Below are 22104 nucleotides of genomic sequence, written 5' to 3'. Positions count from 1 at the left end.
TCCAATGGTCCGGCGCCGCGAAAGTGGGCGGCTCAATCTATGGGTGGATCATGCTCTATCTGTCCGACGCCTGCCAGCGTGGATTGATCCATGGTTCCTGGTTGGATGGCGCCAGCGGCGTGCGGCCAAGAATGTGGTCGGACGCCTTTTCACCGGTCATGATCGACGGTGCATTGAGATTGCCGTTGGTGACGCGCGGGAAGATCGAAGAGTCGGCGACCCGCAGTCCCTCGACGCCGATCACCCGGCATTCCGCATCGACGACACTCATGATGTCGTCGGCACGGCCCATCTTGCAGGTGCCGCAGGGGTGGTAGGCGCTTTCGGCGTGGTCGCGGATGAAGACGTCGAGATCGTCGTCCGACTGTACATGGCTGCCCGGCGAGATCTCCTGGCCGCGATAGGCGTCGAAGGCCTTCTGGCCGAAGATTTCGCGTGTCAGCCGGATACAGTGGCGGAACTCCGCCCAATCGTCCGGATGCGACATGTAGTTGAAGTGGATCACCGGCTTCGCTTTCGGGTCCGGCGAGCGCAGCGTCACCGAGCCGCGCGACTTCGACCGCATCGGTCCGACATGAGCCTGGAAGCCGTGCGACTTCGCCGCCGCCTTGCCGTCATAGCGCACCGCCGCGGGGATGAAATGGTACTGGATGTCCGGATAGTCGACACCGGCCTGGGAGCGCACGAAGGCCGCCGCCTCGAAATGGTTGGTAGCGCCGAGGCCGGACTTGAAGAACAGCCATTGCGCGCCGATCATCGCCTTGGAAAAAGGGTTGAGCACCGAATTCAGGGTGATCGGCTTGGTCGATTCCTGCTGGATGTAGAGTTCCAGGTGATCCTGCAGATTGCGGCCGACGCCGGGGCGGTCGGCGACGACGGCGATGCCGTTTTCGCGCAAATGCTCAGCCGGTCCGATGCCGGACAGCATCAGGATCTTTGGCGAGTTGATCGACGACGCGGCGACGATTACCTCGCGTCGCGCCTTAACGACCTGAATCTGTTTGTGAGCTTCGATTTCCACGCCGATGGCGCGTTGATTCTCGATGATCACCCGGCGCGCAAAGCCCTTGACCAGACTCACGTTTTTCCGCCTGAGCGCCGGCTTCAGATAGGCTGATGCCGCCGACCAGCGGCGACCGCCGCGAATGGTCTGCTCCATTGGGCCGAAGCCTTCCTGCTTGGCGCCATTGTAGTCGTCGGTCAGTTCGAACCCCGCCTGGCGGCCCGCCTCGACGAAGGCGCCATAGAGCGGATTTCTACGCGAGCCGCGCTGGACATGCAGCGGGCCGCTTTTGCCGCGCCAGCCATCCTCGCCGCCATCGGAGTCTTCCATGCGCTTGAAATAGGGGAGCACGTCGGCAAAGCTCCATCCGGTAGCCCCTTGCTCGGCCCAGTGGTCGAAATCGCGCGCGTGCCCGCGCACATAGACCATGCCATTGATCGAGGACGAGCCGCCGATGACCTTGCCGCGCGGCGTCGCCAGCACGCGGCCACCGAGATGCGGCTCCGGCTCGCTGGCAAAGCCCCAGTCGTAGAGGCTCATGTTGAGCGGGATCGATAAAGCCGAGGGCATCTGGATCAGCGGCCCGATATCGCTGCCGCCGAATTCGATGACGATGACCGAATGCTTGCCGTCCTCCGACAGGCGATAGGCCATGGCCGAACCGGCGGAGCCGGAGCCGATGATGACGAAATCCGCTTCAAGCATTTGGGGAAAGCTTTCGAATAATAAGTTCCCAATCTTTCCTCAAGATTGATGATGGTTGAAAATCAAAATTACCTTGAACGCTCAGGTAGTTTGAGTAGTTACTACCTACGCCTTCCAGAAGATCGTAGAGATCGTTGCCAATTAGGCTGTCTTTCGGGCTGGACAAGGGTGCGAATGCGAACGGCAATATCCAGTCGTCGTGCCATATTTCCTTCTCAACTCGCTGCGTATCAGGAGCTGTGGTTGAGACGAAAGGCACGGTAAAAGCCTTCCATGGTTTGCAGTAAAGCAATCCAAATGACCCCGGGACAAAGCGAGATGATTTTGTGATTTTGGCTTTAGTCCCGGCTGAATCACCAGCCCGGACGGCCCACGTTCTAGCTCCGTAGCCGGCCCATATGTTCGTGATGCTGTCGGATGAAAACACGAAGACGTCGACTTTAGGATCGGTACTGGACATCATTCCTCAGCCTCAAATCGTTTGATAGACTTCAAGCATGGTTCATATGCGCCATAAAATCGGCGAGCGAGACATTGCCGCCGGTAGCCACAACAAGGACGTTTCTGTCCTTCACATCCACCTTGCCGCCGAGCAGTGCCGCCAGTGATGCAGCCCCGGACGGTTCGAGCACCAGTTTCATGCGCTCGAAAGCGATCCGCATGGCGCGGCGCACAGATTGATCGTCGACGGTGATGCCGCGAACGCCGGCGGCCTTGACTGCGGCGAACGGCGCATCGCCCGGCCGTCGCGACATCAGCCCGTCGCAGATCGACTTCGGACCGATCGGCATCGTCTCGATGCTGCCATGCGCCAGCGACGAACCCATGCCGTTGAAACCTTCCGGCTCGACGCCGATGATCTCGGTTGCGGGCGACAGGTAGTGGAAGGCGAGCGAAACGCCGCCGATCAGTCCACCGCCGCCGACCGAGCAGAACAACAGGTCGGCGCTGGCGTCCTTGGCGGCAAGCTGGTCGAGCGCTTCGAGGCCGGCGCCCGCCTGGCCGGCGATGATCTCGGGATCGTCGAACGGATGCAGCAGTGCCAGCCCTTCCGTCTCGGCGATCTCGCGCGCCTTGGCGGCGGCGACTTCCTCACGCGCGCGGTCGCCATGGTCGGTCAGCACGACGCGTGCGCCGTAGCCGGCGGTCGCGTCACGCTTGGCGGCCGGTGCATCGATCGGCATGACGATGGTGACGGGAATGCCGAGCGCCTGGCCGGCGGCGGCCAGTCCTTGCGCGAAATTGCCGGAGGAATAGGCAACGACGCCCTTCCTCGCCTCGTCGGACGAAAGCCGTTTCAACCGCCAATAGGCGCCGCGTATCTTGAACGATCCCGCCCATTGCAGTGATTCCGGCTTGATGAAGACGCGGGCCGCACCGGTTTCCCTGGCGAGTGCGGCCGATTCCAGCAGCGGCGTGATCTGCGTCGCCTTGGAGGTGACGGCGTAGGCCTGCTTGAGATGGTCAAGGGAGGGGACGAGAAGGTCTGCCATTTATTCGCCTCGCGGAAACCGCTTCTGCTCTTCGAGCACGTTGAGATCCATGTGGTTGCGCATGTAACGTTCCGAAGCCTTCTGCAGCGGCTGGAACTCCCAGGGGTAGTGCGTTCCGTTGCGCAGTGCCGGATAGACCACCCAGCGCCGCGCCTGGCTGGCCCGCACGGCAGCGTCGAAAGCCGCCGTATCCCAGCGTGCGCGGACCTTTTCCATGAAAGCCGCCACCAGATCCGCATGCGCCGGATCGGTTGCGAGATTGCTCAATTCATGTGGGTCTGCTTCGATGTCATGGAGTTGCGGCGGATCGATCTCGCAGTGGACGAACTTGTAGCGGCCGTCACGGATCGCCACCAAGGGCGCGTTGGAGCCTTCGGCCGCATATTCCATCAGCACCGGCGCCGTTCGCGGCTTGCCTTCGAGCAGCGGCAGCAGCGACTGGCCGTCGGTCCATGGCGCGATCGCGCTCATGTCGATGCCGGCGAGATCGCACAATGTCGGCGTCACGTCGAGATTGGAGACCGGAGCCTCGATCAGCCCGGCCGGCACGCCCTTGCCGGCGATCATCAGCGGCACCCGCGCCGAGCCCTCGAAGAAGCACATCTTGAACCACAGGCCGCGCTCGCCGAGCATGTCGCCATGGTCCGAGCAGAACAGGACGATCGTGTCGTCGAGCATGCGCGTGCGCTCGAGCACCGACATCAGTTCGCCCACCTTGTCGTCGAGATAGGAGATGTTGGCGAAGTAACCCCGCCGCGAGCGGCGGACCTGCTCTGCCGTGATGTCGAAACTGTCGTAGTCGGAAGCCTGGTAGAGCCGCTGCGAATGCGGGTCTTGGCCGTCGTAGGGGATGAAGCCCACTTCTGGTTCGAGCGCCGGGCAATCCTCGTAGAGATCCCAGTACTGCCGCCGTGCCACATAGGGGTCGTGGGGATGGGTGAAGGAGACCGTCAGGCACCAGGGCCGGTGCGCGGCATCCTCGGAGACGCGGGCGAAGTCATAGAGCTTCTGCACCGCGTGGAAGGCGACCTCGTCGTCATATTCCATCTGGTTCGAGATCTCGGCGACGCCGGCGCCGGTCACCGAACCCAGATTGTGATACCACCAGTCGATCCGCTCGCCGGGCTTGCGGTAGTCCGGCGTCCAGCCGAAATCGGCGGGATAGATGTCGGTCGTCAGCCGCTCCTCGAAGCCGTGCAACTGATCGGGGCCGACGAAATGCATCTTGCCCGAAAGCACGGTGTGATAGCCGTCGGCGCGCAGGTGATGGGCAAAGGTCGGGATCGACGAAGCGAATTCGGCGGCGTTGTCATAGACCTCGGTGCGCGACGGCAACTGGCCGCTCATGAACGAGGCACGGCCCGGCGCGCAGAGCGGTGAGGCCGTGTAGTTGTTCCTGAAGCGCGCCGAGCGGGCCGCCAACGCTTTCAGATGCGGCGCGTGGAGAAACGCGGCCGGCCCATCGGGGAAAAAAGTCCCGTTGAGCTGATCGACCATGACGATCAGGAAATTGGGTCGCTTGACTGTCACTGTTTGTGCCGCTCGCCGAGTTTGGTTTCGAGATAGTCCTCGACCAGCGCGATCGCGGTCGCGGCGTCGGGCACGCCGTCCTTCAGCGCCCGCCTGATGTAGAGCCCGTCGATCATCGCCGCCGTCGCTTCGGCGGCGCGGTCGGCCTCTGCCCTGGGCAGGATGCCGGTCAGCCCGCTCATCAGGTTCGAGTGCAGCCGCCGTGCATAGACCCTGAGCAGCCGGCGCAGCGCGGATGATTTCTGCGCCTCGACATAGAAGGCGAGCCAGGCGGCGATGGTTTCCGGCTGGAACTGTATGTCGGAGAAGTTGACGGCGACCACGGCCGAAACGCGTTCGCGCGGGGAGGCGGCGGATTGCAGGGCCCGGCGCATGTCGATGGTCAGTTCGGCCAGGATATGCCGCATCGTCGCCAGCAGCAGCTCGTCCTTGGCGCCGAAATAGTGATGGGCAAGCGCGGAGGACACGCCGGCCCGCCCGGCGATCTCGGACATGGTCACGTCAAGCGAACCGCGCTCGCCGATCGCCGAGATCGTCGCGTCGATGAGCGCCTTGCGGCGCAGTGGCTCCATTCCGACTTTGGGCATGTCGTTCCCGATTTTTGCGGGGAGATTATTTTTTATTGACGGGTCAATCAACAAAAAATCGACATGGGCGCGACCTGCACCAAGCGATTGTCTGCTTGCGGCCCTTCACGGCTCGGGCGAGAATGTTTATATTTGAACAATAAAGGCGAAAGATGTGCCGTTAGCCCATATGCTGGGCTCGCGCCAAGGATGGAGATTGCCATGACCGCATGCATCGTCGGCTGGGCGCATTCGCGCTTCGGCAAGCTTGAGGGCGAGACGCTCGAGAACCTGATCGTCAAGGTCGCGACGGACGCGCTCGACCATGCCGGCATCGGCCCGGACGAGGTCGACGAGATCGTGCTCGGCCATTTCAACGCCGGCTTTTCGGCGCAGGATTTCACCGCCAGCCTGGTGCTTCAGGCGGACGACCGGCTGCGTTTCAAGCCGGCAACGCGTGTCGAGAATGCCTGCGCCACGGGATCGGCGGCGGTCAGGCAAGGCATCCGCGCCATCGATGCCAACGCGGCCCGCATCGTGCTGGTGGTCGGCGCCGAGCAGATGACGACGACGCCCGGGCCCGAGATCGGCAAGAACCTGCTTAAGGCGTCCTATCTGCCGGAGGACGGCGAGACGCCCGCGGGCTTCGCCGGTGTCTTCGGCAAGATCGCGCAGGCCTATTTCCAACGTTATGGCGACCAGTCGGATGCGCTGGCGATGATCGCGGCCAAGAACCACAAGAATGGCGTCGACAATCCCTATGCGCAGATGCGCAAGGATTTCGGCTATGAGTTCTGCCGGCAGGAGAGCGAGAAGAACCCCTTCGTCGCCGGTCCGCTGAAGCGCACCGACTGCTCGCTGGTCTCCGACGGTGCCGCCGCCCTTGTCCTTGCCGACACGGCAACGGCGCTGAAGATGCGCCGCGCCGTCGCCTTCCGCGCCAACGAACATGTGCAGGACTTCCTGCCGATGTCGAAGCGCGACATCCTGTCCTTCGAAGGCTGCGAACAGGCCTGGACCCGCGCGCTGAAGAACGCCGGCGTGACGCTGGACGACCTGTCCTTTGTCGAGACGCACGACTGCTTCACCATCGCCGAACTGATCGAATACGAGGCGATGGGGCTGGCCAAGCCGGGCGAGGGCGCCAGGCTGGCGCTGGACGGCACGACGGCGAAAGACGGCCGCCTGCCGGTCAATCCGTCCGGCGGGCTGAAGGCCAAGGGCCACCCGATCGGTGCAACTGGCGTCTCGATGCATGTGCTGACCGCCATGCAGCTTGTCGGCGAAGCCGGCGGTATCCAGGTGCCGGGCGCGAAGCTTGGCGGTATCTTCAACATGGGCGGAGCGGCGGTCGCCAACTACGTTTCCATTCTCGACAGGATCAGATAAACCGCCCCAGCATTTTGCGGGAGGTCATATGACAAATCCGGTTCTGATCGAGGTTCTGCGCGGCGCGATCGTCGAGAGCGCGCATCGCGGTGCTGTCGCTGTCTTCGATGCCGACGGCAAAGCGGTCCTGGAGATCGGCGACACCTCGAGGCCGGTGTTCCCGCGCTCGGCGGTCAAGGCGATCCAGGCCCTGCCGCTCGTCGAAAGCGGCGCTGCCGATGCCTATGGCTTCGGCAACCGCGAACTAGCGCTGGCCTGCGCCTCGCATTCGGGCGAGCCGGCGCATGTCGAACTGGCACGCTCCATGTTGGCCAGGGCCGGGCTGGACGGGTCGGCGCTCGAATGCGGCGCGCATTGGCCCTCGAACCATAGCGCCGAGATTGCGCTCGCCCGCACCGGCGATTTGCCCAACGCGCTGCACAACAACTGCTCGGGCAAGCATTCCGGGTTCCTCTGCACCTGCGTGCACTCCGGCATTGCGCACCGTGGTTATGTCAAGGCGGGGCACGCCCTGCAGGAAATGGTTCGCGACGCCATGCAGGCTGTCACCGGCGCTGTCCACGGCGCGGATGAGCGAGCGACCGACGGCTGCTCGATCCCGACCTATGCGGTGCCGCTCAGGAGTTTCGCCCTCGGCTTTGCCCGCATGGCGACGACGAATGGTTTCGGTCCCGAGCGAGCCAAGGCGGCGAAGCGCCTGCTTTCCGCCTGCATGGCGGAGCCCTTCTTTGTCGCCGGCACAGGTCGCGAAGACGTCGCGCTGATGGAAGCAGCTCCTGGCCGGATCTTTGCGAAAGGCGGCGCCGAAGGCGTCCACTGCAGCGCGATACCTGAACTTGGCCTCGGCATAGCGATCAAATGCGACGATGGCGCCGGCCGCGCCAGTGAAGCCATGGTCGCCGCAGTGCTTGCCAGGCTGCTGCGTGCCGACGAAGCCCTTTCGGCGAAGCTGCTCGAACTGGCTAATGCGCCGATCGAAAGCCGGATCGGCGCCAAGGTCGGGGCGCTGAGGCCGACCCCAGCTTTGAATTGAAGATTGCTCTCAACTGACGCGGTTGCGCTCGACGGTCAGATGCGCAAAGCCGCTGTTGCTTGACTGGGTCAGGTCTGCCGTCACCGGCTGCGCCCAGCGCTGGCCGATGACGGCGCCGTTCAGCGTGCCGTCGATGACGTTGTCGGAGATGACGGCCGTGCCGGCACCCTCGACCACGCTGACGACGATACCTGTGCCTGCCTTGCGGATGATGTTGCCAGTGGCCACCACATTGCGCAGATACGGGCCCCAGCCGATCGACATGCCATAGAGCGGCGCGTTTTCGATGACATTGTTGGAAACGGTGGTGTCGGCCTCGACGGCAATGCCGACGCCGAATCCGGGCGGATCGGCGGTGTAGGGACCGCTGGTCGACAGATTGCGCACGATGTTGCCGGAGCAGACACCCATGCGGCCGCCTTCGTTGAAGTTGACGATCGAGATGCCGTTTGCCGCGCCATCGACGATGTTGTTGCTGATGACGGCGCCCTCGAAGGAGAATTCGGAATAGACCGCGGTCTCGCCCGAGCGTGAGCAGGTGTTGCCTGATATCTGCAAATTGCTGGAACTGTTGGCGCGGATCGCCGAGAAAGCGCAATCCGAGACGACGTTGCCCGAAATGATGACGTTGCCGGCACGGAAGGCGTTGATGCCATTGCCGTTCTGGCCGGTCCCGCCGCTGCGCGCGCCGATGCGTTCGACGCGGTTGCCGGTGACCATCGTGCCGTCTTCCGCCGCCTGCCAGCGATGCACGAGGATGCCGCCATTGGCGCAGTCGGAGACGGCATTGCCGGTGATTGCCAGTCCGCCCGCTTCGACCGAGTAGATGCCGGCGTCTGCCGCGCCCGATATGTCGGAGCGTTCGATGCGGCCCGCCGCATGTTCCAGCGCCAGTCCGTTCTTGCCGCTTCCGGTTATCTGGCAATTGTCGACGACGAGATGGCCGACCCGGCGCAGATCGAGCAGCCCTTGCGCATAGTCACCCATCGAGCGGTTCGAACCGTCGAAGACCAGCCCGGCGAGTTCGATATGGTCGGCCTGTTCAGCCATGAAGAGGTGGCCGTCGCCGCCATAGACGATCCGCGTTGCCCCCGGCACGCCGGAAAGACGCACGCGGCTGGGCAACGAGAGATTGGACACCACATAGGTGCCCGCTGGCAGGAACACCGGTATGTCCCTGCTGTTCGCGTCGCGCAGCAGCTTGGCAAAGGCCTTGCTCTGGTCGTCGAATGTCCCGGGCTGCACGCCAAGTTCGGTGGCATTGATCGAGCCGCGCATCGAGGCTTTTTCGATGCCGGTCAGGCTGGCGGCCGCCGCCTTGCCAAGCGCAAGGCCTATCACGGCAAAGCCGGCGGTTTGCGTCAGCAGGGTCCGTCTGTTCAACATCGGCACACAATCCCAGTGTTCTACCCTGACACCGCAGGAATCGTGCCAGACGTCCTGTTCCACTCGACGAGGTATCGACAATGGCTTGTCGAGCAGCCATTCGGCGCCTAAGTTCAGGCAATGAGCAGAGCTTTTACCCGCGAAGAAGACAGCGAAAACGCCATCGCCGGCGTCGGCGAGCGGCCGATCAGCCCGCACCGCAATCTTGTGACGGAACGCGGCCTGGCGCAGATCGAGGACAATCTGGCCGATCTGCGCGACGTTCTGGCGAAAGCCGAGCGGAAAGCCGACCGCGAGCGCATCGCGGTCGTGTCACGCGATCTGCGCTACTGGACCGCGCGGCGGGAGAGCGCCGAACTGTCCGTACCGGAGCCCGGCAGCGACGTCGTCCGCTTCGGCATGGGTGTCACGCTGGAAGGCGATGACGGCAAGAAAGTGCATTGGAAGATCGTCGGCGAGGACGAGGCCGATCCCACCAAGGGCAGCATTTCGCACGTTTCGCCGATGGCCGTCGCGCTGTTCGGCAAGAAGGTCGGCGACGTGGCCGCGGTCAACGGCAAGGAATGGGAAATCGTCAAGCTTTCGGATAGTTAGTCTTCAAGCTTGACGAGATGGTCGCGGAAGAAAGCCGCTGCCCCTGCTTCGTCGATTTCGCCGGCAGCGACCATCATCACCAATTGGATGACGTCCGCCTGCTCGGCCTCAAGGCTGAATCCGTTGAAGTAGAGAAACAAGTCCGCCGCCGCGAAAGCGGTGCGCTTGTTGCCGTCGACAAACGGATGGTTCTTGGCGATGCCGAAGAGATAGGCGGCTGCCAGTTCACAAAGATCCGGCTCGCCGTAGGCCTCTTTCTGCCGGGATCTGGCCAAGGCTGATTCAAGCATGCCTTCATCGCGTATACCCGGCGCACCACCGTGAAGGCGTAATTGTTCGGCGTGCATCGCCTCCACGAATTCCCGCGAATGATGTTCGATCATTTCGCCAGCGCGCGATAGGCAACCTCGTATTTCTTCATCCGCTCGCGCGCGATTTTCATCTTGCGCTCGAACTCTTCGGCAGAATCCTCAAGACGGCGCAATCGAAGCTCCTGACCCTCTTGGACAACGACCACACTGTCACCCGCCTTTAGATTCAGGCGATCGAGAAGTTCTTTCGGCAGGATCAGGCCTTCGGAATTGCCGATCTTTCGAATGATCGTGTTCATAAAAAGTACCTTGTTGCAACGTGGATTATAACTTGCTGTCTGTGCTGTTGCAACGGAAATTATAACAACCTTTACTCAGCCCGCCAGCAGCCGGTCCATCAGCCGGTCCGCCGCTTCCGGAATAACCGTGCCTGGCGGAAAGATTTCCGCCGCCCCGGCCTGCAGCACCGCGTCGTAGTCCTGCGGCGGGATGACGCCGCCGGCCACGATCAGCATGTCACCGCGGCCAAGCTTCTTCAGCGCGTCGCGCAATTCGGGGATCAGCGTCAGGTGCCCTGCCGCCAGCGATGAGGCGCCGATGACATGGACGTCATGCTGGACCGCCAGTTTCGCGATCTCTTCCGGTGTCTGGAACATCGCGCCGACGGTGACGTCGAAGCCGAGATCGGCGAAAGCGGTGGCGATTACCTTCTGGCCACGGTCGTGGCCGTCCTGTCCCATCTTGGCAACGAGGATGCGCGGCTTGCCGCCGTTTTTCTTCTCGAAAGCGCTGATCTTGTCCTGCAGCCCGTCGACCACCGGACTGTCGCCAAGCGCCTTGCGGTAGACGCCGGAAATGGTCTGTACCGTCGCGACGTGGCGGCCAAAGGCCCTTTCCAGCGCGAACGAAATCTCGCCGACCGTGGCATTGGCGCGCGCGGCGCGGATGGCGAATTCGAGCAGGTTTTCGTTGCCTTGCGCGGCGCGGGTCAGTGCGTCGAGCGCGCTTTCCACGGCAGCGACCTCGCGCGTGCCTTTCAGCCGCTGCAGCTTCGACAGTTGCCGGGCTCTGACCTCGGCATTGTCGATCTTCAGCACATCGACTTCGATGTCGTTCTCGGGGCGATGCGCATTGACCCCAACCAGCATCTGCTCGCCGGAATCGATGCGCGCCTGTGTGCGCGCCGCTGCTTCCTCGATGCGCAGCTTGGGAATGCCTTGTTCGGTCGCCGCCGCCATGCCGCCGAGAGCCTCAACCTCCTCGATATGGCTCAATGCGCGCGCCGCCAGATCATGGGTCAGTCGTTCGAGATAGGTCGACCCGCCCCACGGATCGATGGTGCGCGTGGTTCCGGATTCCTTCTGCAGGATGAGCTGCGTGTTGCGGGCGATACCCGCCGAATGATCGGTCGGCAGCGCCATCGCCTCGTCGAACGAGTTGGTGTGCAGCGACTGGGTATGCCCTTGAGTCGCGGCCATCGCCTCGATCATGGTGCGGATGATGTTGTTATAGGGGTCCTGCGCCGTCAGCGACCAGCCGGAAGTCTGGCAATGGGTGCGCAGCGACAGCGAGCGTTCGTCCTTCGGCGCGAAATTCTTCTTCATCAGGGTCGCCCACAGCAGGCGCGCGGCCCTGAGCTTGGCCACTTCCATGAAGAAGTTCATGCCGATCGCCCAGAAGAAGGAGAGGCGCGGCGCGAAGCGGTCGATGTCGAGGCCCGCCGCGACACCGGCGCGGGCATATTCGATGCCGTCGGCGATCGTATAGGCGAGCTCCAGGTCGGCCGTCGCGCCGGCCTCCTGCATATGATAGCCGGAAATCGATATCGAATTGAACTTCGGCATGTTCTTCGACGTGTAGGAGAAGATGTCCGAAACGATCCGCATCGAGGGCTTCGGCGGATAGATGTAGGTGTTGCGGACCATGAATTCCTTCAGAATGTCGTTCTGAATGGTCCCGGCCAGATCCTTCTGCGCAACGCCCTGTTCTTCCGCCGCGACGATATAGAGCGCCATGATCGGCAACACCGCGCCGTTCATCGTCATCGACACCGTCATGTCGCCGAGCGGAATGCCGTCGAAGAGCTGCCGCATGTCGAGGATGGAATCAATGGCGACGCCAGCCATGCCGACATCGCCGGCGACGCGTGGATGGTCGCTGTCATAGCCGCGATGCGTGGCGAGATCGAAGGCGACAGACAGGCCCTTCTGGCCGGCGGCAAGATTGCGCCGGTAAAAGGCGTTGGACTCTTCGGCTGTCGAAAAGCCGGCATATTGCCGGATTGTCCACGGCTGCTGGACATACATGGTGGGGTAGGGGCCACGCACGAAGGGCGGCAAGCCCGGATAGGTGTCGAGATACGGCAAGCCCTTGAGGTCGCCCTGATTGTAGAGATGCTTGACGACAAGCCCTTCCGGCGTCACCCGCTGGCCCTTGACCTCGAACGGTGCGCGGCGCGGCGGCGCCCAGCCGATCTGACTGAAATCCGGAATCAAGAGACCGCCCCGATGGATTGGTCGATGCGGGCCGGAAACAGCGGTTCGCACAGGACGACACCTTCGGTGAAAGCCGGCCGCTGCTTTGCGTCCAGTGTCTCGACCGGGCGCTCGGTCTTCTGTGGATAGAGTGTGGTGCCGATGATGGCCCGCTCGCCGGACTTGAAGGCGGCGTCGCGACGAGTGGCGGCGGCGCGAACACGCTTCTGGATGTGCCCGTCACGGAGGCTATACAGTATCCCCCCTTCGGCCTCGATCGTCTGCAACTCCGCCCAGGCGGCTTCGCAAAGATCTGATGTCAGCGCCTCGACCGCGCCGGAACCACAGGCGGGATCGGCGACATGATCGACATGGCTTTCATTGGCCATGATCAGTTGCGCGTTGCGTGCGACGCGGCGGGCAAAGGGAGCCGGCAGGCCGTGCGCGATCGTATGCGGCAGGATGGAGATCGAATCGGCTCCCCCCGCGGCCGCCGCGAAGCAGCCGATCGTTGTGCGCAGGATGTTGGTCTCCGGGTCCAATGTCGTCATCATGCGAAATGATGTCTCGGCATGGATGTTGGCCGTGGAATTGGGGATCGAGCAAGCCTCCTGCACCCGTGCCCAAAGCCTGCGCAGGGCCCGTACCTTGGCCATGGAGAGGAACTGGTCCTGGTCGACGCTGAGTGCGAAGCCGATATGAGGCGCGGCATAGACGAGCGGCTGCCGCGCCTTCTCGAACATTCTAAGATACGAAACCGCGGAAGCCAGCATGATCCCGAGCTCCTGCGCCTCCGTGGCGCCGGCATTGTGGAAGACGCGGCCGTCCGCTTCCAGAAGCACGCCCGGTACGCCCATCGAGAAGAAATGCGCCAGCGATTGCGGCATCGATTCCTGCAGCGCTTCGATCGACATGCGCAGCCGGCCGGTGCCGGCGAGGATCGCCGCCGGATCGATGCCGAAGGACAGGTTCAGCTTTGCCGGATCGGAGCGGCGCTTGCTCAGAAACGCCACCAGCCAGTCGGCCATCGGCCGGCTCCACGGGTGGGTGTCGATGCGGATCTGCATCCGGTTGAGGGGTACGCCCTCCAGCACGGTCTCCAGTGCCTGCGCGGTCCTCGGCAAGCCGTAGCCGAATGCGTTCGGCGCACCTTCGAAGACGAGCGACAATCCTGTCGCTCCCTGCGCGATATCATCCAGGACCTGGGCCTTGGCACGATCGACGTCGGGATCGTCGACGCGCTGGCTGACAATCCACGGCGAGCGAGGATTCGCCCGCACGATCGGCTCGGCCCCGGCCGCACGGTCATAGAGCGGCTCGATGCGAATGCTGTCGTCGGTGTGCGAAACCAGCTTTTCCTCGAAGGATGCGCCGGCCAACGCTTTTTCCGCCAAGGCCAGCCATCGCTGGCGTTCGGCATCCGCCGGTTCAACATCCCTGGTCAAGGCTCCAGCGCCCATCCATCTTCCTCGTTTATGTCGCCGCACCAGCCCGGAGCAGCTCAGTCTAGGGTCCCCGGCCGGTTATCGCAATGCGCGTCCAGGGTTTGAATTCGATCCATTTGATATAGGTCAGCTTGGGTGGGCGGACCATGAACGATTGCCAAACACCAGCAAAATCCGCAAGTTCCAAAATCCGATTTCGGCGATAGGTCCGATTGGGGCAATTTGGACGATTAGCATTGTCGCTGTGCAACAGCCTTACTATACCTTCGGGCAAAGGCTGGCTTTTTAGACACATCAGTTTGCGGAGACCCGAAATATGGCTGACGACACCAGTATTTTCATCGGCGCCAGCCGCAAGCCCGATGACAGCTATCAGCGTCCGGAGCAATTGCTGCTGCAGTACGGGAATCGCCATGGCCTGGTGACCGGCGCCACCGGTACCGGCAAGACCGTTACCTTGCAGGTCCTGGCCGAGGGCTTTTCCAATGCCGGCGTGCCGGTGTTCTGCGCCGACATCAAGGGCGACCTGTCCGGTATCGCCATGATGGGCACGGCTCAGGATTTTCTCGTCAAGCGGGCCGCACAGGTCAAGCTCGAGCCCTACGATTTCCAGGAATTCCCCGTCATCTTCTGGGACCTGTTCGGTGAGCAAGGCCACCCCATCCGCGCGACGATATCGGAAATGGGACCGCTGCTCCTGTCGCGGCTGATGAACCTGACCGACGCGCAGGAGGGCATCATGAACATCGCCTTCCGCATTGCCGATGAAGAGGGCCTGCTGCTCCTCGACCTCAAGGACCTGCAGGCGCTGCTTGCCAACATCGCCGGGCGCGCCGACGAGATCAGCGCCCGCTACGGCAATGTCACCAAGCCATCGGTCGGTGCCATCCAGCGCACGCTGCTGGTGCTGGAGCAACAGGGCGCGGCCAACTTCTTCGGCGAGCCGGCTCTGCGGATTTCCGACATCATGCGCACCACGCGTGACGGCCGGGGCGCCGTCAGCGTGCTGGCCGCCGACAAGCTGATGATGAACCCGCGGCTCTACGCGACGTTCCTGCTCTGGCTGATGTCGGAACTGTTCGAGGAACTGCCCGAGGTGGGAGATCCCGACAAGCCGAAGCTGGTGTTCTTTTTCGACGAGGCGCATCTGCTCTTCGACGAGGCGCCGAAAGTGCTGATCGACCGCGTCGAACAGGTGGTCCGCCTGATCCGTTCGAAAGGCGTCGGCGTCTATTTCGTCACGCAGAATCCCCTCGATATCCCCGAGAAGGTGCTGGCACAGCTCGGCAACCGCGTTCAACACGCTCTGCGCGCCTATACGCCGCGCGAGCAGCAGGCTGTGCGGACGGCGGCGGAAACGTTCCGCCCCAATCCCGACTTCGATTGCGCCACCACCATCACGCAGCTCGCCACCGGCGAGGCGCTGGTCTCGACGCTGGAGGCCAAGGGCGTGCCGTCCATGGTACAGCGCACGCTGATCCGTCCGCCGTCGTCGCGGCTTGGGCCCATAACCCCCGCCGAGCGTCAAAAGCTGGTCGCGGAAAGCCCCGTCTCCGGCCAGTACGACCAAGTCATCGATCGCGAATCGGCCTTCGAGATTCTGCAGAAGAAGACCAAGGACGCGCAGGACGCCGAAGCGCAGGCGCAGCAGGCGGGCACCGGCGGCTCGCGCTGGACAATTCCGGGCTTCGGCAACGACGATCCCGCACCGCAGTCGGGTGGCCGCCGCGCACCGGCACCGCGCCCCTCCAATCGCCAGACGGTCGCCGAGGCGGCGATCAAGTCGGTGGTGCGCTCGGTCGGCTCGTCGGTCGGACGTGCGATCGTGCGTGGGATCCTGGGCAGCCTGTCGCGAGGGCGCTGAGCCCGGGGCAGCAAAGTCTATGCTTATAGCGCCGCGCGTCCCTTGGACACGCGGCGCCGAGCATATTCCCTGGGCGAAGCCGGATCAGAAGATCGCGTTCGTGACCGCTTTCACGGGGCCGAGCAGGACAGATCCGTCCGGCACGCCGGCATCGATCGGGATGGCCTTGTGGTTCGCGGTCGCCGCCGCCACCATCGGCTGGCTCGCATCGCTGGTCACGATGACCGGGCTTTTCGACGGCACGCGGTCGTAGAGGTCGATGATGTCCTGGTTCATCAGGCGCACGCAGCCCGATGACACCGATTTGCCGATCGAGCGCCATTCCGGCGAGCCGTGCAGGCGGTAAAGCGTGTCCACATTGCCCTGGAAGAGATAGAGCGCACGGGCACCTAGCGGGTTCTTCAGCCCGCCGGGCATGCCGCCATTGTCGGCGCTGTACTGCTTCAGTTCCGGCTGCCGGGCGATCATCTCATCCGGCGGCGTCCATTTCGGCCATTTCTGCTTCCATTGGACGACAGCGTCGCCCGACCATTCGAAGCCGGCGCGGCCAAGGCCGACGCCATAGCGGATCGCCTGACCGCCCGGACGAACCAGATAGAGGAAATGGCCTGTCGTATCGACGACGATGGTTCCTGGTTTCTGCCCGGTCGGGTCGGGAACGATCTGACGCAGGAACTGCGGATCGATCCTGTCGACGGGGATGGCCGGCAGGTCGAAGCCGCCATCGCTGACGGCCGCGTACATCGACGCATAATCGGCAAGCGGCGGCTCGACATAGGCCGGCGGCGGTGGCTCGGCCGGCCCTGGGCCGGTGGTGGCGCATGCGGAAACCGCGATCGATGCGGCGCCTAATGCTGCGGCGTTGAGGAAGCCGCGACGGCTCAGGCGATAGGATTCGATTTCGGTTATGGACATGACTGCCTTCTTTAAGACTCAAATCGCAACAAAGCGTCAATGCGCCGATCGCCGTTGCAGGTGCCTGACAACACTTGGCGCGATAGGCGGTTCCGATTCTGGCCCGAACGTGGACAAACAAAGGCGAAGCTGTGACCGCGCTGCCACTGTGGCGTCAGGGCAACAGAGGCGCAGCTTAGGCGGTGACCAATGCTTCGAGGGTCGGCAGGATCAGGGTTGGCGGGAAGTCCCGATATTCCTCGGGCTGGTTCGAACGGTTGATCCACACCGTCCGGAAACCGAATTTGGTGGCCCCCGCAATGTCCCAGCGATTGGAGGACTGGAAGGACACCGCGCCGGGATAGAGGCGCCAGCCGGTGGCGACCATGTCGTAGACCGCCGGATCGGTCTTGAAGCGGCGCACCGCGTCGACGGAATAGATGTCGTCCAGAACCTGGTCGAGCGCGGCGGATTTGACGGCCGCTTCCAGCATTTCGGGCGAGCCGTTGGAGAGGATCGCCAGCCTGGCTCCCGAGGCCTTGAGCGCCTTCAGCACGGCGGGCACCTCAGGATAGCAATCCAGCCGCCAGTAGGCTTCGAGCAGCTTGGCCTTCAGGCTTGAATCGGCCGACGGGACCTTGCGCAAGGCGAAGTCGAGCGCCTGTTCGGTCAGCTGCCAGAAATCGGCATAGGCGCCCATCAGCGTGCGCACCCAGGAATATTCGAGCTGCTTGGCGCGCCAGATCTCCGACAGCAACTGGCCGTCCGGCCCGATCTGGTCAGCGTGGCGGCGCACGGCGGCATGCACGTCGAACAGTGTGCCGTAGGCGTCGAAAACATAGGCGGCGTAGTGCATGGCGACAGTTTTGAGGCGAGGCGGGGCGCGGTGCAAGCCTTGATTGCACCGCGCCCGCCGCTGGCCTCAACAAAACTCCCCGATGCCCGTTGACGGCGGCGGCCAAAGCATCATCCAATGTTGTCACACAACATTGATTGGAACGGGACAACGCAATGACACTGGCGGCAGCGGCGCAATCCGCGACATGGACCTTCGTCGACGGGAACTGGTACGAGGGCAATGTCGCCATACTGGGGCCGCGCAGCCATGCGATGTGGCTCGGCACCAGCGTGTTCGACGGGGCGCGCTGGTTCGAGGGCGTGGCGCCCGACCTCGACCTCCATGCCAAGCGGGTGAACGCCTCGGCGATCGCGCTTGGCCTCAAGCCGAACATGACGCCCGAACAGATCGTCGGGCTGACCTGGGATGGGCTGAAGAAGTTCGACGGCAAGACGGCGGTCTATATCAGGCCGATGTACTGGGCCGAGCATGGCGGCTACATGGGCGTGCCGGCCGATCCCGCATCGACCCGTTTCTGCCTCTGCCTTTATGAATCGCCAATGATCTCGCCGTCCGGCTTTTCGGTGACGGTGTCGCCGTTCCGGCGCCCGACGATCGAAACCATGCCGACCAATGCCAAGGCCGGATGCCTCTATCCCAACAATGGCCGCGCCATCCTCGAAGCCAAGATGCGCGGCTTCGACAATGCGCTGGTTCTGGACATGCTGGGCAACGTCGCCGAGACCGGGACCTCGAACATTTTCCTGGTCAAGGATGGACATGTCTTTACGCCGGCGCCGAACGGCACCTTCCTGTCCGGAATCACGCGTTCGCGCACGATAAATCTGCTCGGTGAGTACGGATTCAAAGCCACCGAAAAGACCTTGTCGGTGCGCGACTTCCTCGAAGCGGACGAAATCTTTTCGACCGGCAACCACTCCAAGGTGGTGCCGATCACGCGCATCGAGGATCGCAACCTGCAACCCGGACCGGTGGCCAAGAAGGCGCGTGAGCTCTATTGGGAATGGGCGCATTCGAAATCGGCTGGCTGACGCGCCGGTCTGGCCTTTTTGTCGCTGCACGCCTCACCGCAGGAAAACCGTGTGACTTTTTCCGGAACCCGCTTAGAAAGGGAACCGGCGCTTCACTTCCGGAGTTGTTCCAGCTCAATCCAGACCTATCTTAATCCGGTATCGACACCGGATTTTTCCACGAGGGAGTACTACCCATGGCTTTTGAATTGCCCGCTCTGCCCTATGACTATGAGGCCTTGCAGCCTTACATGTCGAAAGAGACGCTGGAGTATCACCACGACAAGCACCACAAGGCCTATGTCGACAACGGCAACAAGCTGGCCGCCGAGGCGGGCCTTGGCGATCTGTCGGTCGAAGAGGTGGTCAAGCAGTCGTTCGGCAAGAATGCCGGCCTCTTCAACAATGCCGCGCAGCATTACAACCACATCCATTTCTGGAAGTGGATGAAGAAGGGCGGCGGCGGCAACAAGCTGCCTGGTGCGCTGCAGAAGGCTTTCGACAGCGATCTCGGCGGCTACGACAAGTTCAAGGCCGACTTCATCGCGGCCGGCACGACACAGTTCGGTTCGGGCTGGGCCTGGGTTTCGGTCAAGGACGGCAAGCTGGCGATCTCGAAGACACCGAACGGCGAGAACCCGCTCGTTCATGGCGCCTCGCCGATCCTCGGCGTCGATGTCTGGGAGCATTCCTACTATATCGACTACCGCAACGCGCGGCCGAAATATCTCGAGGCGTTCGTCGACAGCCTGATCAACTGGGATCACGTGCTGGAATTGTACGAGAAAGCTTGATCGACCCGCAGAAGAGCCCCGGCATTCCGGGGCTTTTCTTTTTGAGAGCCGAGATCTTCAGTCACTCACCGTTCGGCAAAAATCGCTCGAAGGAAGGGAATAATCCGTCCGCGACATCCGTTAACGTCCTGTCCTGAAATGCCTTCATCATGGAGCCAAATGAATGAGAAAGCTTGTCATCGCCATCTCAACGCTCGCCTTCGCCGGCTCGGCGGCCTTTGCCGATCCGATCCTCGACCGGCAGGCTCTGATGAAGGAGCGCGGAAAGATCGTTGGCGGTCTGTCGAAAGTGGCCAAGGGCGAGGAGCCCTTTGATGCCGCTGCCGTGCTGACGCAGTTGCAGGCGCTGCAGGCGAATGCCGAGAAGTTCGACGTCGATGCCTTGTTCCCGAAAGGCAGCGATACCGGCGACACCACGGCGGGGCCGAAGATCTGGGAAGACACGGCCGGCTTCAAGGCCGCCGAGGACAAGTATCTCGCCGACGTCAAGGCCGCGGTCGCCGGGGCTCCCGCCGATGCCGACGCGCTGAAGGCTCAAGTCGGCAACCTCGGCTCGGATTGCGGCGCCTGCCATCAGGGCTACAGGATCAAGAAGGGCTGATTGCCTGATATGGCATGGCTGAAGAAGCTTGTCGGCGCGGCCCTCGTTCTGGGCGGCGTCGGCGCGGCCGCCGGTTGGTTTTTGTCGGCGCCGGTCAGGCTGGATACGACGGCCCTGGCGCAACTCGGGCCGGGCGACGCTAGCCGGGGCAAGCGCATTTTCTATGCCGGCGGCTGCACATCCTGCCACGCAAAGCCCGGCTCGCAGGGCGATGCGCGGCTTCAACTGGTGGGCGGCCTCGAACTCAAGACGCCGTTCGGCACCTTCGTTCCGCCCAACATTTCGCAAGATCCCAAGGACGGCATCGGCGCATGGTCGGTCGAGGATCTCGCCAACGCCATGCTCAAGGGCGTGTCGCCGTCTGGCGAGCATTTCTATCCGGCCTTTCCCTACGCGTCCTACGCCCGCATGAAGCCGTCTGACATTGCCGATCTCTATGCCTTCCTGAAGACGCTGCCCGCGGTCGCCGGCAAGGCACCGGCCAATACGCTGGCATTCCCGTTCAACATCCGCCGTGGCATCGGCCTGTGGAAACGGCTCTATCTCAGCGATCAGCCTGTCATTGCCTTGCACGATGGCACGCCCGATCCGGTCATGGCCGGCCGCTATCTGGTCGAAGGACCCGGCCATTGCGGCGAATGCCACACGCCGCGTGATTTCGCGGGCGGGACGAAGAAAAGCGAGTGGCTGGCGGGTGCCGTGGCCGCGGAGGGCTCGGGCGTCGTGCCCAACATCACATCGGGCAAGGGCGGCATCGCCAACTGGTCGGAAGCCGATATAGCCAACTATCTCGAAACCGGCTTCACGCCCGACTTCGATTCCGTCGGCGGCGCCATGGTCGACGTGCAACGCAACATGGCCGAGCTCACTGCCGGGGATCGCGCGGCGATCGCCGCCTATCTCAAGGCAGTACCGCCGCATCCCAATGGTTATCCGGCGCGCAAGCCGGCTGCGAATTGAGCGTCCGGGCTCAGATCATTTTCACCAGCGCTTCGAACAGCGCCAGATTGAAATCCTTGGCGTCGTCGACGATGGCATCGGGCTGTGACGAGAACTTCGCGATGACCATCTCGGCCCGCGGATTGATATAGAGCCATTGGCCGTGAATGCCGAGCGCGAAGAAGGCGCCGTTGCCGGTCTGGTACCATTTGTTGTGGTAACGGCCTTTCGGCAGCCAGCTCGCGGAAGTGCTTTCGGCCCAAGCCTGGGAAGAGCCGCCGGTAATGGTGTCGTGTACCCAGGACTGCGAGACGATGCGGCGTCCATTGGCGCCGCCGCCCTGCCGCATCATTTCGCCGATGCGCGCGAGATCGCGCGGCGTCATGTTGATGCCGCCGCCCGTGCGTGGTGTGCCGGCGCGGTCGACCGTGACATAGGCATCCTGCCTGGCGCCGAGCGGCTGGAACAGGCGCTCGGAGGCAAGATCAGGAAAACGTCGCCCGGAAGCGCCCTGGATGACGAGGCCCAGGACGTCGGAATTGGGGGAGGCGTAGTGATAGACGCCGCCGTGATCCCCCCGGCCTTTTTTCAGCCCGGCGATGAACGCGACGACTGTCTCGGGCGCTTCGCCGGGTTCGGAGGGATCCAGCAGGCCGGCCCGGCGATAGCGCGCGTAGGGGCCGCGCGGATCGTGATAGACTTCCTCGAAATCCAGGCTCACCCGCATGTCGAGGACATCGCGAACGCGCGCATCGCCATAGGCCGAGGATTTGAGCTCCGGCACGTAGCGCGGCACCAGCTCTTGGAAATCGAGTAAGCCGTCATCCTGCAGTATGCCGGCGACAACGGAAGTCACCGATTTGCTGGTTGAAAACAGGATGTGCCGGCTTTGCAGCGTGAAGCCGGGCGCGTGGAAATCGGCGACGATGCGTCCCGATTTCATCACCACCATGGCATCGGTCGACGTCTCGCGAACCGCCTCGGCGACTGTGATCCTCTCGCCGTTGAGGGAAAATTCCTGGCGCAGCAGGCCTTCGGGGCTGACAGCCGGCTCCTCGGCAAGGCCGGGCGTCGCCGCAATGCGCGCCGTCGGGATGAACTCGCTGACATTGCGGAACGCCCAGACATTCCAGGGCGCGGCGCGCCAGTTGCCAAGACGGACCTCGTCGCGGTCGAATCCGTGGGCGGCCTTGAAAGCCGATGCATTCGTCATG

At 63.1% G+C, this 22104-nt stretch carries 21 protein-coding genes; 8 read left to right on the top strand and 13 right to left on the bottom strand.

Annotated elements, in window-relative coordinates; genetic code table 11:
• Positions 1-55 precede the first annotated feature (55 nt).
• The 5 genes from betA to betI are packed head-to-tail and all read right to left on the bottom strand — an operon-like array spanning position 56 to position 5318.
• On the bottom strand, positions 56-1708 hold the full coding sequence (gene betA, locus MesoLj_RS27825; protein WP_202323272.1) for a choline dehydrogenase: 1653 nt from the start codon (positions 1706-1708) through the stop codon (positions 56-58).
• Positions 1701-2168 carry a hypothetical protein gene (locus MesoLj_RS27820; RefSeq protein ID WP_202323271.1) on the bottom strand — a complete coding sequence of 156 codons (468 nt, stop codon included), beginning with the start codon at positions 2166-2168 and terminating at the stop codon, positions 1701-1703. Before MesoLj_RS27820 ends, betA begins: the two co-directional genes overlap by 8 nt.
• 31 nt (positions 2169-2199) lie before the next feature.
• On the bottom strand, positions 2200-3201 hold the full coding sequence (locus MesoLj_RS27815) for a threonine/serine dehydratase (RefSeq protein ID WP_202323270.1): 1002 nt from the start codon (positions 3199-3201) through the stop codon (positions 2200-2202).
• On the bottom strand, positions 3202-4731 hold the full coding sequence (gene betC / locus MesoLj_RS27810; protein ID WP_202323269.1) for a choline-sulfatase: 1530 nt from the start codon (positions 4729-4731) through the stop codon (positions 3202-3204). It abuts the gene before it with no gap.
• Entirely contained in the window at positions 4728-5318 is a 591-nt protein-coding gene (gene betI / locus MesoLj_RS27805) for a choline-binding transcriptional repressor BetI (protein ID WP_140768712.1), read from the bottom strand. The genes betC and betI overlap by 4 nt, the downstream gene beginning before the upstream one ends.
• Positions 5319-5519: 201 nt before the next feature.
• On the opposite strand from betI, the gene MesoLj_RS27800 reads away from it, so the two are divergent.
• Complete coding sequence (locus MesoLj_RS27800; protein ID WP_202323268.1) at positions 5520-6686, top strand: acetyl-CoA acetyltransferase; 1167 nt, start codon at positions 5520-5522, stop codon at positions 6684-6686.
• A gap of 28 nt (positions 6687-6714) precedes the next feature.
• Complete coding sequence (locus MesoLj_RS27795; protein WP_202323267.1) at positions 6715-7719, top strand: asparaginase; 1005 nt, start codon at positions 6715-6717, stop codon at positions 7717-7719.
• 9 nt (positions 7720-7728) lie between these two features.
• Here MesoLj_RS27795 and MesoLj_RS27790 read toward each other — a convergent pair whose 3' ends face one another.
• Entirely contained in the window at positions 7729-9105 is a 1377-nt protein-coding gene (locus tag MesoLj_RS27790; protein WP_202323266.1) for a TIGR03808 family TAT-translocated repetitive protein, read from the bottom strand.
• Positions 9106-9225: 120 nt separating this feature from the next.
• On the opposite strand from MesoLj_RS27790, the gene greA reads away from it, so the two are divergent.
• The gene (gene greA / locus MesoLj_RS27785) at positions 9226-9699 is read left to right on the top strand and encodes a transcription elongation factor GreA (protein WP_056563662.1); all 474 of its coding nucleotides are present in this window, start codon (positions 9226-9228) and stop codon (positions 9697-9699) included.
• Here the strand turns inward: greA and MesoLj_RS27780 are convergent.
• The 4 genes from MesoLj_RS27780 to MesoLj_RS27765 form a co-directional block, all read right to left on the bottom strand.
• Complete coding sequence (locus MesoLj_RS27780) at positions 9696-10082, bottom strand: type II toxin-antitoxin system death-on-curing family toxin (protein ID WP_202323265.1); 387 nt, start codon at positions 10080-10082, stop codon at positions 9696-9698. The two genes, greA and MesoLj_RS27780, sit on opposite strands and share 4 nt — an antisense overlap.
• Entirely contained in the window at positions 10079-10309 is a 231-nt protein-coding gene (locus MesoLj_RS27775) for an AbrB/MazE/SpoVT family DNA-binding domain-containing protein (protein ID WP_202323264.1), read from the bottom strand. Before MesoLj_RS27775 ends, MesoLj_RS27780 begins: the two co-directional genes overlap by 4 nt.
• Before the next feature lie 75 nt (positions 10310-10384).
• Positions 10385-12505, bottom strand: coding sequence for a methylmalonyl-CoA mutase (scpA, locus tag MesoLj_RS27770; RefSeq protein ID WP_202323263.1), 2121 nt, complete (start codon positions 12503-12505; stop codon positions 10385-10387).
• Complete coding sequence (locus MesoLj_RS27765) at positions 12502-13944, bottom strand: methylmalonyl-CoA mutase subunit beta (RefSeq protein WP_202323262.1); 1443 nt, start codon at positions 13942-13944, stop codon at positions 12502-12504. Before MesoLj_RS27765 ends, scpA begins: the two co-directional genes overlap by 4 nt.
• Positions 13945-14245: 301 nt before the next feature.
• On the opposite strand from MesoLj_RS27765, the gene MesoLj_RS27760 reads away from it, so the two are divergent.
• Entirely contained in the window at positions 14246-15793 is a 1548-nt protein-coding gene (locus MesoLj_RS27760; protein WP_202323261.1) for a helicase HerA-like C-terminal domain-containing protein, read from the top strand.
• A gap of 84 nt (positions 15794-15877) precedes the next feature.
• On the opposite strand, the gene MesoLj_RS27755 is transcribed toward MesoLj_RS27760, so the two are convergent.
• Both MesoLj_RS27755 and MesoLj_RS27750 read right to left on the bottom strand, forming a co-directional pair.
• Positions 15878-16708, bottom strand: coding sequence for a L,D-transpeptidase (locus tag MesoLj_RS27755; protein WP_202323260.1), 831 nt, complete (start codon positions 16706-16708; stop codon positions 15878-15880).
• A 175-nt stretch (positions 16709-16883) separates the two neighbouring features.
• On the bottom strand, positions 16884-17543 hold the full coding sequence (locus MesoLj_RS27750) for a haloacid dehalogenase type II (protein WP_202323259.1): 660 nt from the start codon (positions 17541-17543) through the stop codon (positions 16884-16886).
• 155 nt (positions 17544-17698) lie between these two features.
• Between MesoLj_RS27750 and MesoLj_RS27745 the strand changes: the two genes are divergently transcribed.
• The 4 genes from MesoLj_RS27745 (at position 17699) to MesoLj_RS27730 (ending at position 20911) form a co-directional block, all read left to right on the top strand.
• On the top strand, positions 17699-18577 hold the full coding sequence (locus MesoLj_RS27745; protein WP_140768692.1) for a branched-chain amino acid aminotransferase: 879 nt from the start codon (positions 17699-17701) through the stop codon (positions 18575-18577).
• A 176-nt stretch (positions 18578-18753) separates the two neighbouring features.
• Complete coding sequence (locus MesoLj_RS27740; RefSeq protein WP_056563640.1) at positions 18754-19350, top strand: superoxide dismutase; 597 nt, start codon at positions 18754-18756, stop codon at positions 19348-19350.
• Between the two features lie 163 nt (positions 19351-19513).
• Positions 19514-19951, top strand: a complete 438-nt coding sequence (locus MesoLj_RS27735) for a c-type cytochrome (protein WP_202323258.1) — start codon at positions 19514-19516, stop codon at positions 19949-19951.
• Positions 19952-19960: 9 nt separating this feature from the next.
• Positions 19961-20911 (top strand): cytochrome c, encoded by a 951-nt coding sequence (locus MesoLj_RS27730; protein ID WP_202327494.1) that lies wholly within the window; start codon positions 19961-19963, stop codon positions 20909-20911.
• 10 nt (positions 20912-20921) lie between these two features.
• Here the strand turns inward: MesoLj_RS27730 and MesoLj_RS27725 are convergent, their stop codons facing one another.
• Positions 20922-22103: a serine hydrolase domain-containing protein gene (locus tag MesoLj_RS27725; RefSeq protein ID WP_202323257.1), complete on the bottom strand. Its 1182-nt coding sequence runs from the start codon at positions 22101-22103 to the stop codon at positions 20922-20924.
• Between the last annotated feature and the right edge of the window lies 1 nt (position 22104).

Origin of the sequence: Mesorhizobium sp. 113-3-9, from assembly GCF_016756515.1 — a bacterium.
In the GTDB taxonomy this organism is placed as follows: domain Bacteria; phylum Pseudomonadota; class Alphaproteobacteria; order Rhizobiales; family Rhizobiaceae; genus Mesorhizobium.
Note: the sequence above shows the minus strand (reverse complement) of the source record. Positions and strands in the feature narration are given on the sequence as shown.